Raw genomic sequence first — 13694 nt, forward strand, 5'->3', positions numbered from 1 at the left:
GCTTTAAGCTTTTTTGTTGAGCATTTTAATCGCAATCGTGAATAACACCCCTTCAAAAATAGCCGCCATGAGCAACGCGTAATAGGTGTTTTGCGAGATCGCTTGCGCTTTTAAACCCACTGCGGCGGTGGTTACTAAAAAAGTTAAAGGCATGGAAGCCCCTAAGGCGAATGAAAATAAATGCTTGGCTTCTTTAAAGTATTTGCGCCACAATAAGGTTGAAGTGATCAAGTGCAAGCTTAACATCGCTATGACAATCAATATCCCTTGAAGGATCAAATGCGGGTTTAAAAACACTAATTTTAAGTCTAAAGTAGAGCCTACATGGATGAAAAACAAAGGCACAAAAAACCCAAAACCCACATCATTGAGCTTGTGGATCAGCTCTGATTTATGAGGGAAAAAAGTAGAAACGACTAACCCCGCCAAAAACGCCCCTAAAACCATTTCTATTTTGAGCCACACCACGATCGCAACCAGTGAAAAAAAGAGCATGAGTGAAAAGCGCACGTCTTGGTTGAACTGGCTGCTTTTAGGCATCACAAAAAGCTTTAAATGCGGGAACCACCAAAACAAAGTCTTAAAGATTTGAAACGCCACGATAATTAAGATGAGAAAAACAATGAGAATGCCTAAATCTTTGATTAAATCCACGCCCAAACCATGCGAATACACCCCATCCACGACCACCAAACCAAAAATGCTTAACAACTCCCCAATAACGCCCACTTTTAAGACTAAATCAAGCCACAAAATCTCTTTACGATAATCTTTGACTAAAGTCATGATCATGCCCAAACTAATGATAGGGAAAATCACCATAAAAATAGGCTCTAAATTAAGGCTAAAAGTAAGGATGAATGAAAGCGTGTATAAGATCAACAGATAAGCAAAAATGCGTTTTAAAAGAGAAACCCCTAATTTTTTGAACAAATAAATTTCCACTTCCAAACCGCATAAAAACATTAAAAACAAAAAGCCAATTTCAGACATGATTTCAAAGCCTTTAGTTGGCTCAATAAAACCCACATACGCCCCAACAGACCCAAATAAAATCTCCACAACCGTGATAGGCAAACGAGAAATTCTAGACACATAAGGGGCTATCACGACTAAAAGCATAATGAGCGCGAAAGTGAAAAATTCTGCATGCATGTCTTAATTTTACCTTATTTATTGATTAAGTTTTCAAAATAACGAGATTTTGCTCTTTATAAGTGGTGAAAACCCCTTTTTTGATTTCATAATAAGTTACCCCTAACGCTACCAAAAACGCTAAAAATTGCGCGATAGGGTAAGTTACCCAAATGCCATTAATCCCATAAAAATGACTTAAAATCGGCAATAGAATAACCATAAACCCTAGCGTGTGCGAAAGGGTGATAATAAACGAACTTTTAGTGCGTTGGATGGATTGGAAAAACACCGCGCACAACAAATTCATGCCTAAAAAAACATAGCCCACATAATAAATATTCATCGCTCTTTTAGTCTCTTGCATAAAGAGCGCGTCTTGTTCGCTTGGCTGCAAATAAAGCTTGATTAAAAATTCATCTAAGAAATAATAAGCGCCATAGAAAACAACCCCTATACAAAACGCTGCTTTCAAACCAAAGACAAACACCTCTTTCACGCGCTCTAAATTTCTAGCCCCATAGCTAAAGCTCGCGATCGGTTGGATGCCTTGAGAAATCGCAAATAAAGTCGTAAAAAAGATAATCGCATTATACATAACGATCCCATACATGCTTACAAACCTTTCCCCAGCCGTGTGCATGATAGCGGTATTAAACAATAAAATCATAATAGAAGCGCTAAATTCTGCCGTGCTTTGAGGCACGCCGCTTTTGGCTGAAGAAATGACTGAAGACAAAGAAAATCGTTTGATAAAATACAATTGCCCTTTTTTAAACCAAAAATGCTGCATTAAGACTAAAACCCCTATCGCATGCCCTATCACGGTGGCTATTGCGCTGCCTTGAACCCCCACTTCCAAAACAAAAATAAACCAATAGTTGAAAAAGATATTCGCTAACGAGCCAATCAGCATCGCCACCATCGCTAAAACGGGGCGTTTGTCATTCACCACAAAGACATCCGCTAAAGGGTGCAAAACCATAAAAACCGCGCCCATTAAAATGATTTCAATATAGCGTTTGGACATGCTCAATAAAGCGTCATTGCTCCCAAAAAAACGCGCGATAGTTTCGCTAAAAGGCAATAGCGCCATGCTCAAAATAAAGGCGCTTAGAGCGACAAAATAAAACACGCTGCTAAACACAAGCCTAGCCCTATGGGTTTTATTTTGACCTAAAAAATACCCCACAATGCTCGCTGCCCCAAAACCAAAAAGCAATTCATACGCAATAAGCCCTGGAAAAATAGGCCATGCGATATTGACCGCAGCGATAGCTTCTTTACCCAGTTTTTTGCCCACAAACATGCCATCTACCATAGAGTAAGTGGAAAGTGAGATCATAGAAAAAACTAAAGGAATGAAGTAATAAAAAAAGAGCTTCCTAATAGAATCTTTATGCAAATCAATCTTTTTTTTGAGCATTTAAACCACACACCGCTTAAAATTCATGACAAATTCTTTTATTTTAACATAAAAAGAGAGGCAATCTACCCATTCGCGCAATTGGATTTAAGCAGCACCATTAAAGTTTAAAAAATGGTTTTTAGCGCAAAAGGGATTTTCCTTTATTGGGTTGGTCCATTTAACGCCTTTCATGTTTTTTTAAACTTTATCGTAATGAATCTAAGCCAAAATAGCGCCAACAACCCCAAAGCCCCACCCACAAAGCCAATATACCCTAGCCCTAATTGGTGGATCACAATACTGCCAAACAGCGCTCCTGATCCAATCCCCACATTATAGCTCCCCGAAAAAATCGCGCTCGCAACATCCGTGGCATCGGGCGCGAGCTGCAACACCCTCATTTGCAAGGAAATCCCAAGCGAAGTGATCCCAATCCCCCATAAGAAAATTTGCAAGAAAACCACCCACTCTGAGTTTTTAAACACAAAAAGCAAGAATTGTGGGCAAATAATTAAAACCATTGCAAAAGCGATAAATTTTCTTGAATTTTTCGCGTACAAACGGCCGAATAAAAAACTCCCTGCCACGCCTGCTAACCCAAACACAAACAGCATCAGCGTCGCCACTTCAGGGGAAAATTGGCTGATTTGAATGATAAAAGGCTCAATATAGCTATAAGTGGTGAAATGCCCAGAGATAACCATGATCACAAGCAAATAAATCCCCATTAAAAGCGGTCGTTTGACTAATACAGGAAGGCTAGATAGAGTGCCTGCGTTTTTACTCGGCAAAGGCGGGAGCAATTTATACATCAGCAACGCTATAAGAGTCGCAACGCCCCCAATCACGCCAAAAGTGGAGCGCCAATCTAGCATTTGCCCAATGATCCTCCCAAGCGGCAACCCTAAAATCATCGCCAACGAACTCCCTAACGCCAATAACCCCAAAGCTTGCTGTTTCCTGCCAATGGGCGCGACACGAATGACTAAAGAAGCCGTGATGGACCAAAAAATAGAGTGGGCAAAAGCGATACCTATACGAGAAATGAGTAACACCCAAAAATTCCACGCTAACGCTGAAAGGATATGACTAAGAATAAAAAGGGCGAAAAGAAAAAGCAGTAAGCGTTTCCTTTCAATCTTAGCACTAAGCAACATCAAGGGCAATGATCCAAGAGACACCACCCACGCATAAGCAGTGATCATAAGCCCCACTGTCGCGCTCTCCATTTCAAAACTTTTCGCAATGTCTGTTAAGAGCGCGACAGGGACAAACTCCGTGGTGTTAAAAATAAACGCCGAAAGCGAAAACACAAAAACCCGCATTAAGGCGAATCTTTGATACGATTGTTTGGTTATCATCATTTAAATCTTAAGGGGTTAAATTTTATTCCATTTGAAAACTTGGAGTATAAGACAAAAATTTTAACCGCTTGTAAATTGGGGGTGGTTAAAACAAATATTCCCGCTCCATAGGCGCATTAAAATTTAATAGAGTTGTTACCATATAAAACAGAATTTAAAACCATTTCCAACTTTTAACCAATCTATTTTTTGTAACTGCGGTCATTATTGATTAGGCGCTAGAATTAATTGCTTTTTAATATTTTAGAATTTTAGAACAAAGGATAATTAAAATGAAAAAAACTTTTTTGATCGCTTTAGCGTTAGCCACTTCTCTTATAGGCGCTGAAAACACCAAATGGGATTATAAAAATAAAGAAAACGGCCCGCACCGTTGGGACAAATTGCACAAAGATTTTGAAGTGTGCAAAAGCGGTAAAAGCCAATCGCCCATTAATATTGAGCATTACTACCACACGCAAGATAAAGCCGATTTGCAATTCAAATACGCCGCTTCCAAACCTAAAGCGGTCTTTTTCACCCACCACACTTTAAAGGCTTCGTTTGAGCCGACTAACCATATTAATTATAGAGGGCATGATTATGTGCTGGATAATGTGCATTTCCACGCCCCTATGGAGTTTTTAATCAATAATAAAACCAGGCCTTTGAGCGCGCATTTCGTGCATAAAGACGCTAAAGGGCGCTTATTAGTCTTAGCGATTGGGTTTGAAGAAGGGAAAGAAAACCCCAACCTTAATCCTATTTTAGAAGGCATTCAAAAGAAACAAAATTTTAAGGAGGTGGCTTTAGACGCTTTCTTGCCTAAAAGCATCAATTACTACCATTTTAACGGCTCTCTCACCGCTCCCCCTTGCACAGAAGGGGTGGCATGGTTTGTCATAGAAGAGCCTTTGGAAGTCTCCGCCAAACAATTGGCTGAAATCAAAAAACGCATGAAAAATTCGCCCAACCAACGCCCCGTCCAGCCTGACTACAACACCGTAATCATTAAAAGCTCAGCTGAGACCCGCTAAAGACCCACTAAAATGAAAAACCCTCTCTTTATAAAGAGAGGGATATAAAAATCATTCTTCATGAAACACCGCATAAAAATTGCAACCGCTTGTATTTTGTGAAACGCTCAAACGCTAAAGACGATTGGGATTCCTACTAAGGAGTTTAAAAAAGCTCTGTTCTAATTGGGTAACGTAGAGTTTTTAGAATACCATAAATAAGCTAAAAACGATTTTATGGTGTTTTCTTATGCCTACATCCTTTTACTATAACCATAACCCGCTTTTTCTACTTTTTTTTCAGTATTAGCAGCTGCTTCTATTTCTTTACTGACATCAGCAAATATTTTTTGAACGAGCAAAAGGCTCTGAGAGGTTGAAAGGTGGGCTTGTGGGTCTGGTTTTAAATTCCTCATTTCAAGCATTTTAGCTTGAGCTTTAGAGCGTATTTTTAGATTTTCTTTTTGCCATTCTTCTGTAGCGTTAAAATCTCTAGGATCTAATTCTAAATAAGCGATAGAACTTGGCCTGTAAAAATCCACTTGTTTAGCGATAGCTTTTTGTGAATAGGGCAAAGATTCCAGCTCTTTTTGCAAATAAGTTATAAGCTCTTGCGCTTTTGATCCTCTTTGAGAGCGGGGTTGTTTAGAGTTTGGGAGGTGTTTTGGCTGGATAGGGGTTTGATTGGTTTTTGTGGGTTTAGGGGTTTTGCATTCAGCTTCTACTTCTATACCAATACCAGCCTTAATTCCTACTTTTTTAATAAAGAATTGATTATGATTTTCTTGGCAATTTTGTTCTGCGTATTTAATGAAATCTTTTTGTGTATTAATTGTCTTTTGTTTTTCTTGTTCTGTCTTTTGTTTTTCTTGTTCTGTCTTTTGTCTTTCTTGTTCTGTCTTCTGTTGTTCTTGTTCCAACTCTATTTGTTTATCAATATCACCAACACTACAAGCGGCTAATAATAAACTTGTCGCTATTGTTAATCCTGAATATTTCCACCAATTGATTTGATTTTCTTTTTCAGCTTGTTTGGATTTATCCTGGACTTTATCGTCCAATTCTTTTGCTTTCTTGCACGCAACATGGGTCAATACTACTAATGCCGCCTTGCTTTTCTTGGGGTGTTTTTTTACAAGTTCTCTAACTCTCTTCATAATTTTTGTAAAAAACCCACTAATTGATCTGATCATATTTGTAATGGTGCTCGCTTGTTTAAAATGAGCCTCTTTATTTGTCTTTGTGTTAGCCATCTCTGTGTTCTTGCCAACTTTATTTGTTTTTCCTATTTTTACTGATTCCATTACCAACCTTTCAAAATCTTATTGTTGTAGTGTATATAGTCATATTCAATCGTTATTAAACGATTGGTTTGAAAAATTGTAAGGGGCAATCCAATCAGATTTTTCTAATCCATTCCAACAAAACTTGATACAAGTTTTCCTTATACCTTAAATTCACACCCTTTTAAATGGAATAATAATAAGCGATTTTTCTATGGCAAGAAACTGATTGATGTCTCCTAGAAGCTAAAACGATTTTATGGTGTTTTCTTATGCCTATACCCTTTTACTATAACCATAACCCGCTTTTTCTACTTTTTTCTCGGTATTAGCAGCTGCTTCTATTTCTTTACTGACATCAGCAAATATTTTTTGAACGAGCAAAAGGCTCTGAGAGGTTGAAAGGTGGGCTTGTGGGTCTGGTTTTAAATTCCTCATTTCAAGCATTTTAGCTTGAGCTTTAGAGCGTATTTTTAGATTTTCTTTTTGCCATTCTTCTGTAGCGTTAAAATCTCTAGGATCTAATTCTAAATAAGCGATAGAACTTGGCCTGTAAAAATCCACTTGTTTAGCGATAGCTTTTTGTGAATAGGGCAAAGATTCCAGCTCTTTTTGCAAATAAGTTATAAGCTCTTGCGCTTTTGATCCTCTTTGAGAGCGGGGTTGTTTAGAGTTTGGGAGGTGTTTTGGCTGGATAGGGGTTTGATTGGTTTTTGTGGGTTTAGGGGTTTTGCATTCAGCTTCTACTTCTATACCAATACCAGCCTTAATTCCTACTTTTTTAATAAAGAATTGATTATGATTTTCTTGGCAATTTTGTTCTGCGTATTTAATGAAATCTTTTTGTGTATTAATTGTCTTTTGTTTTTCTTGTTCTACTTTTATTTGATTGTTAGTCTCTATATTGCTTGTCTTTTGTTTTTCTTGTTCTACTTTTATTTGATTGTTAGTCTCTATATTGCTTGTCTTTTGTTTTTCTTGTTCTACTTTTATTTGGTTATTAGTCTCTATATTGCTTGTCTTTTGTTTTTCTTGTTCTACTTTTATTTGGTTATTAGTCTCTATATTGCTTGTCTTTTGTTGTTCTTGTTCCAGTTCTATCCCACTCTTGTTTGCTCTATCCCTAGCATTTTCAGCTTCCTTTTGAGTTTCAGCCACTTCTTTTTTGGATTGGTCATCAGCAAAACACACATTCATAAGCATGGCTGTTATCGTTGTTACACCTATTGCTGAATTAAACCATGAGTTAGGATGCGTTTTTAAATAATCATCCGCAGTCTTAACATTCCCGCATATCCAATTGCTTTTTTTAATTTGTTTTTTTATCGAGTCTTTTATCGCCTCCCAAAAAGCAATCCCCATTATAGATATTCCCACATTCTTAAAAACTTTCTTTTCTTTTGCCGTTTTTACTAATTTCATCATCATTGTTGCAAGCATTACTAAAACCCTTATAATAGGCATTTAAATCCTTTCAAAAAAACAATCTCACCTTTCAAAATCTTATTATTGTAGTGTATATAGCCATATTTAATCGCTATTAAACAATTGGTTTGAAAAGTTGTGAGGGTCAATCCAATCAGATTTTTCTAATCCATTCCAATAAAACTTGATACAAGTTTTCCTTATACCTTAAACTCACACCCTTTTGAAGGGAATAATAGGCAATAACTCGCTAGCTAAACATTCACTCTCTGCTTGAGTGTAAGCCTTTCATTCCTTTTGACCTACCAAATATTAGCATTTCTCTCAATCAAGCCTTGAGAAATTCAATTACACCCTTGTTTAACATCGCAAGCCTAGTAACTTAAAGCTCTTTTTTAGAGATTGGGTTAGATTGATCCTTATCCTTAAATTCAAGTGCATGCGCATTCATCTTTGTTATCTTTGAATAAACTCAAGCGTTCTTAATGTAATGCAGAGCGATTTTGAGCGCGTTGGTGGCTGCCCCCACTCTCAATTGATCCGCCACGCAAAAGCCATGCAAAGTTTTCTTATCAAACAAATCCTTCCTCAAGCGCCCAATAAAGACGCTATCCGTGTTGCTCGCTTTTAGGGGCGTGGGGTAGAGATTATGGCTAGGATCATCGCAAACAACCACGCTAGGGGCGTTTTTTAAAACTCCATAGACTTCTTTGAGATCGAATTCTTTTTCAAAAGCGATGCTCAAACTTTCGCTATGGCTCCTCAATACCGGCACGCGCACGCAAGTCGCGCTGATAGGGAAATCCACGCCCATGATCTTATGGGTTTCATGCACCATTTTTAGCTCTTCTTTCGTGTAGCCATTCTCCTTAAAAGTGTCAATATGAGCGATCGCATTGAAAGCGATCGGATAAGCGAAAGCCCCGGCTCGCAAAACCTGGTTTAAATCAATAGCGGGGTCTTTTTCCAAACACTCTAATGCGGTTTTTAGCTCATTTTTCAAACTCTCTATGCCCTTATTCCCTGCCCCACTCACGGCTTGATAGGTGCTAACAATCACGCTTTTTATCTTAAAATGGAGGTGTAAGGGGTTTAAGATTTGCGTCATTTGAATGGTGGAGCAATTAGGGTTAGCGATGATATTTAAAGGAGCGTTAAAAATTTCTTTAGCGTTGATTTCAGGCACGACTAAAGGCACATCTTTATGCAATCTAAAAAAGCTCGTGTTATCAATCACTAAGGTTGTTTTTGAAGCACTTGTAGCAAATTCTTCGCTCACGCTCCCCCCAGCGCTAAAAAAGGCGATGTCTATTGCTTCTTTTTCAAAAACTTCATGCGTGGTTTCTAAAATTTCATAGTCTCTATTGAAAGCTTTAATCTTTTTACCAGCGCTCCTAGCGCTAGCGAGCGGGACAAATTTTTTAATCGGGAAAGAAGAATTTTCTAAACCTTTAATCAGCTCTTGGCCTACCGCCCCACTGGCCCCAACAATAGCGACATTATAAGTCTTCATCGTTTTCTCCAATGATTTCAAGGGCTTTTAAAAAACTCAAACAATTCAACTGCATGCCTGAATGCATGTTTTTCAAGCTTAAAGTTTCGCTTTTAAATTCTTCTTCGCCAATAATAGCCACAAACTCATGCCCTTTGTGGTTGGCATAAGAAAAGGGTTTTTTGATTTTTTGAGCTTCTGGATAGACTTCGCTAAAAATCCCGCTTTGCCTTAAAGACTCCGCTAAGCGGTTGGCGTAAGAAAAATACTCTTCATGCATGCAAGCGATTAAGACTTTAGCTTGGGTGGAGCGCTCGTCTAATAATTGCATTTCGCTCAAAGCCACAATCAATCGATCAATCCCAATAGAAGCCCCCACTCCTTGTAAATTTTCTTTAGAAAAATTTTTAGTCAAATGATCATAACGCCCCCCTGAACACACGCTCCCTAAAGACTTCATTTCATTAAGCGTGGTTTCATACACAATCCCCGTATAATACCCTAAGCCCCTAGCGATAGAAAAATCAATTTTATACAGGTTTTGAGAAATTTGTAAATCCCCTAGCAGCTGGTATAGCCTTTCTAAATCCTGTATGCCCTTTTTCAGATTTTCATTATAGTCTTTCAAATAAGCAATTTTTTCAAAAAATTCCGCATGGCTTAAATCGTTTTGTTGGATTTGAACCATTTCTAAAAGCTCTTTAATGGTGTTTGAATTCAAATCGCACTCTTTTTTTAATTCCTCTTCAACCCCATTCAAGCCAATTTTTTCTAATTTATCCACAATGCGCAGCACTTCATTCACTTGAGCAATGCCAAAATATTCGCATATGCCGTTCAAAATTTTTCTGTGGTTGATAGAGACGCAAAAATCTTCCAAATCCAAAGCTTTTAAGGAAGCGATAATCACTTGAATGATCTCAGCATCACACACCAAACTCTCGCTCCCTATAAAATCAAAATCGCATTGCGTAAATTCCCTATAACGCCCTTTTTGCGCCCTTTCGCCCCTAAAGACATTGCCTATAGCGTAGCGTTTAAAGGGCATGCCTAATATTTGGTGGTGCAAAGAGACAAAGCGGGCTAATGGCACGGTCAAATCAAACCTTAAAGCCACATCTCTATCCCCATGGTCTTTAAAACGATAAATTTCTTTTTGAATATCGCTGCTCGCATCAGGTAGTAGCGCTTCAGCGTATTCCAAATGAGGGGTTTCAATCGGCACAAAACCAAAACTTTGAAACACGACTGAAACTTTAGCGAGCAATTGGGCTTTTTGTATCGCATCTTTAGGCAAGCGGTCTTTAAACCCGCTCAACACTTTAGGGGTAATCATTCCATTTCCTTGTATTTGTATGCTAAAATTTTAGCTTAAAATCTTTAAAAAAGGGCTATTGATGAGCGTAAATGCGCCCAAACGCATGCGTATTTTATTGCGTTTGCCTAATTGGCTAGGCGATGGGGTGATGGCAAGCTCGCTTTTTTACACCCTTAAACACCACTACCCTAACGCGCATTTTGTCTTAGTGGGTCCACAAATCACTTGCGAACTTTTCAAAAAAGACGAAAAAATAGAAGCCGTTTTTACAGACGACACCAAAAAATCCTTTTTCAGGCTGCTAGCCACTTACAAACTCGCTCAAAAAATAGGGCGTTGCGATATAGCGATCGCATTAAACAACCATTTTTATTCCGCTTTTTTGCTCTATGCGACAAAAACGCCCGTTCGCATCGGTTTTGCTCAATTTTTTCGTTCTTTTTTCCTAAGCCATGCGGTAACTGCTGCCCCTAAAGAGTATCATCAAGTGGAAAAGTATTGCTTTTTATTTTCGCAATTTTTAGAAAAAGAATTGGATAAAAAAAGCGTTTTACCCTTAAAATTGGCTTTTAACCTCCCCACTCACACCCCAAACACCCCTAAAAAAATCGGCTTTAACCCTAGCGCAAGCTATGGGAGCGCTAAAAGATGGCCGGCTTCTTATTACGCTGAAGTTGCGGCTGCTTTGTTAGAAGAAGGGCATGAAATTTATTTTTTTGGGGCTAAAGAAGACAGTATCGTTTCTGAAGAAATCTTAAAACTCATCAAAGGCTTATTAAAAAACCCTTTATCATTCAATAACGCTTACAATCTGTGCGGGAAAACAAGCATTGAAGAATTGATACAACGCATCGCTGTTTTAGATTTATTCATCACTAACGATAGCGGCCCTATGCATGTGGCTGCTAGCGCGCAAACCCCCTTAATCGCTCTTTTTGGCCCCACTGATGAAAAAGAGACTAGCCCCTATAAAGCTCAAAAAGCGATCGTATTGAACCACCATTTAAGCTGTGCACCTTGTAAAAAGCGAGTTTGCCCTTTAAAGAATGAAAAAAACCATTTGTGCATGAAATCTATCACGCCCCTTGAAGTCCTAGAAGCCGCTCACGCTCTTTTAGAAGAGTCTTAAACGCCCTTCATGGGCTTTTTTTAAAAACGCAACCATATTGATAAAACTCTGTGTATATAAAAGATTTAAACTTTATTTTTAAAGGCGTGAGAAGAGCGATAAATCCCATCAAAGGTTTTAAAAAATGGTAGGAAATTATAGGATAATATCCAAAAAAGCGTTTTTAAAAACGCTTTTTAGAGTCAAAGCCATTAGGCCACTGAGTTTTTAGGTTTTTTAGCGTCTTTTTTATCTTTGTGAGCCACGACTAATTCTGTGCTAAATTTAGGTTTTTTAGCGTCTTTTTTGTCGTTTTGAGCCACGACTAATTCTGTGCTAAATTTAGGTTTTTTAGCATCTTTTTTGTCGTTTTGAGCCACGACTAATTCTGTGCTAAATTTAGGTTTTTTAGCGTCTTTTTTGTCGTTTTGAGCCACGACTAATTCTGTGCTAAATTTAGGTTTTTTAGCATCTTTTTTGTCGTTTTGAGCGTATGCAGAACTCACTGCCAAAACTGATAATAAAACACCTGTCAAGATTTGCTTTTTCATACGAAACTCCTTGTGATGATCTTAAAAGCGAGAGAATTATATTTCTCAAAAGTAAACGAATAGAAACCAATAAAATTTTTGATTGGTTTGGTGGTTTTGCTACCTTAAAAAAACTATAATACAAAAAACTTGATAAATTATCTTTGGTTTTAGAAAGTTTGACAAAAATTAAGATTGCGGTTATTATTAAAAAAACAATATGAAATCAAGGAGTTTGTATACAACAGCGTCATTTAGGCCCTTTAAAAGTGGGCGCATTAGCTCTAGGGTGCATGGGCATGACTTATGGGTATGGGGAAGTCCATGATAAAAAGCAGATGGTTAAACTTATCCATAAGGCTTTGGAATTGGGTATTAACTTTTTTGACACTGCAGAGGCTTATGGGGAAGATAATGAAAAGCTTTTAGGCGAAGCGATCAAGCCTTTTAAAGACAAGGTTGTGGTAGCGAGCAAGTTTGGGATTTACTACGCAGATCCTAATGACAAATACGCAACCATGTTTTTAGACTCCAGTCCTAACCGCATTAAGAGTGCCATTGAAGGGAGTTTGAAACGCTTAAAAGTAGAATGCATTGATTTATACTACCAACACCGCATGGATACTAACACGCCCATAGAAGAAGTGGCAGAAGTTATGCAAGCTCTTATTAAAGAAGGAAAAATTAAAGCTTGGGGGATGAGTGAGGCAGGGTTATCTAGCATCCAAAAAGCCCATAAAATTTGCCCTTTAAGCGCGTTGCAGAGCGAATATTCCTTGTGGTGGCGCGAACCTGAAAAAGAGATTTTAGGTTTTTTAGAAAAAGAAAAAATTGGCTTTGTCGCTTTTTCGCCTTTGGGTAAGGGGTTTTTAGGCGCGAAATTTGAGAAAAATGCCACCTTCGCTAGTGAGGATTTTAGAAGCGTTTCTCCTAGGTTTAATCAAGAAAATCTAGCCAAAAATTACGCCTTGGTGGAATTAATCCAAGATCATGCACACGCTAAAGGCGTTACACCAGCCCAACTGGCTCTCTCATGGATTTTGCACACGCAAAAAATCATTGTCCCTCTCTTTGGCACCACCAAAGAATCCAGGCTCATAGAAAATATAGGGGCTTTGCAGGTTTCTTGGAGTCAAAAAGAATTGGAGATTTTCCAAAAAGAATTGACTGCAATCAAAATAGAAGGGGCCCGCTACCCTGAAAGAATCAATGAAATGGTGAATCAATAAAAGTATTGGGTATTTATAATTGCATTGGCTCTTTTAAAAGAGATTGAGCGTTATTTTCTGTTTGTCAGTGTGTTTTTATCCCCCTGACAAACTTTTTAAGGCATTTTAACAAGGCTTTGTTTTAAAAGGCTTTGTTTTAATAAAAAATTGATTATAAAAATTTGAAAAATACCAAAAAGCGTTTTTTAAGATTGAATACAAAAGAGCTTGTCGTTAGTCAAGCGGAATTTCTTGTAAGGCGGTCTATGAATTAGGGGATTTTTAAAGAGCATTGCTACAAAACACCCCCTAACCCCTTAAGAAAACGAATTCCACCATGAAATAAAATCTAAAGCGATTAAACAAAGCAACCAAAACCCCATTTTTTAAAAAATTAAAAAATATTAGTTACTCCTGTTTGACAAGAAT

Annotated in this window: 11 protein-coding genes; 3 read left to right on the top strand and 8 right to left on the bottom strand. The window is 37.9% G+C overall.

Annotated elements, in window-relative coordinates; translation table 11 throughout:
* Positions 1 to 3: 3 nt before the first annotated feature.
* The 3 genes from H7N69_RS04510 to H7N69_RS04520 all read right to left on the bottom strand — a co-directional run bounded on the left by H7N69_RS04510 (position 4) and on the right by H7N69_RS04520 (position 3906).
* Positions 4 to 1155 (bottom strand): cation:proton antiporter, encoded by a 1152-nt coding sequence (locus H7N69_RS04510; protein ID WP_187884933.1) that lies wholly within the window; start codon positions 1153 to 1155, stop codon positions 4 to 6.
* Between the two features lie 25 nt (positions 1156 to 1180).
* Positions 1181 to 2560 (bottom strand): HP1184 family multidrug efflux MATE transporter, encoded by a 1380-nt coding sequence (locus tag H7N69_RS04515; protein ID WP_187884934.1) that lies wholly within the window; start codon positions 2558 to 2560, stop codon positions 1181 to 1183.
* Positions 2561 to 2730: 170 nt separating this feature from the next.
* A complete protein-coding gene (locus tag H7N69_RS04520) occupies positions 2731 to 3906 on the bottom strand; it encodes a sugar transporter (protein WP_187884935.1) in 1176 nt (391 codons plus the stop codon).
* Between the two features lie 272 nt (positions 3907 to 4178).
* Here H7N69_RS04520 and H7N69_RS04525 point away from each other — a divergent pair, with 272 nt between their 5' ends.
* Entirely contained in the window at positions 4179 to 4922 is a 744-nt protein-coding gene (locus H7N69_RS04525) for a carbonic anhydrase (RefSeq protein WP_101005553.1), read from the top strand.
* Positions 4923 to 5155: 233 nt separating this feature from the next.
* On the opposite strand, the gene H7N69_RS04530 is transcribed toward H7N69_RS04525, so the two are convergent.
* From H7N69_RS04530 to hisS, 4 genes are all read right to left on the bottom strand, one after another.
* Complete coding sequence (locus tag H7N69_RS04530) at positions 5156 to 6205, bottom strand: DUF874 family protein (protein WP_187884936.1); 1050 nt, start codon at positions 6203 to 6205, stop codon at positions 5156 to 5158.
* Between the two features lie 255 nt (positions 6206 to 6460).
* A complete protein-coding gene (locus H7N69_RS04535; RefSeq protein ID WP_187884937.1) occupies positions 6461 to 7648 on the bottom strand; it encodes a DUF874 family protein in 1188 nt (395 codons plus the stop codon).
* A 433-nt stretch (positions 7649 to 8081) separates the two neighbouring features.
* Complete coding sequence (gene asd / locus H7N69_RS04540; RefSeq protein ID WP_187884938.1) at positions 8082 to 9122, bottom strand: aspartate-semialdehyde dehydrogenase; 1041 nt, start codon at positions 9120 to 9122, stop codon at positions 8082 to 8084.
* Positions 9109 to 10437 carry a histidine--tRNA ligase gene (hisS, locus tag H7N69_RS04545; RefSeq protein WP_187884939.1) on the bottom strand — a complete coding sequence of 443 codons (1329 nt, stop codon included), beginning with the start codon at positions 10435 to 10437 and terminating at the stop codon, positions 9109 to 9111. The genes asd and hisS overlap by 14 nt, the downstream gene beginning before the upstream one ends.
* A 61-nt stretch (positions 10438 to 10498) precedes the next feature.
* On the opposite strand from hisS, the gene waaF reads away from it, so the two are divergent.
* Positions 10499 to 11548, top strand: coding sequence for a lipopolysaccharide heptosyltransferase II (waaF, locus tag H7N69_RS04550; RefSeq protein WP_187884940.1), 1050 nt, complete (start codon positions 10499 to 10501; stop codon positions 11546 to 11548).
* Positions 11549 to 11739: 191 nt separating this feature from the next.
* Here the strand turns inward: waaF and H7N69_RS04555 are convergent, their stop codons facing one another.
* A complete protein-coding gene (locus H7N69_RS04555; RefSeq protein WP_187884941.1) occupies positions 11740 to 12078 on the bottom strand; it encodes a flagellar protein in 339 nt (112 codons plus the stop codon).
* Positions 12079 to 12296: 218 nt separating this feature from the next.
* Here H7N69_RS04555 and H7N69_RS04560 point away from each other — a divergent pair, with 218 nt between their 5' ends.
* On the top strand, positions 12297 to 13286 hold the full coding sequence (locus H7N69_RS04560) for an aldo/keto reductase (RefSeq protein WP_187884964.1): 990 nt from the start codon (positions 12297 to 12299) through the stop codon (positions 13284 to 13286).
* Positions 13287 to 13694 lie beyond the last annotated feature (408 nt).

The organism is Helicobacter pylori (genome assembly GCF_014497725.1).
Classification (GTDB): Bacteria; Campylobacterota; Campylobacteria; order Campylobacterales; family Helicobacteraceae; genus Helicobacter; species Helicobacter pylori_DE.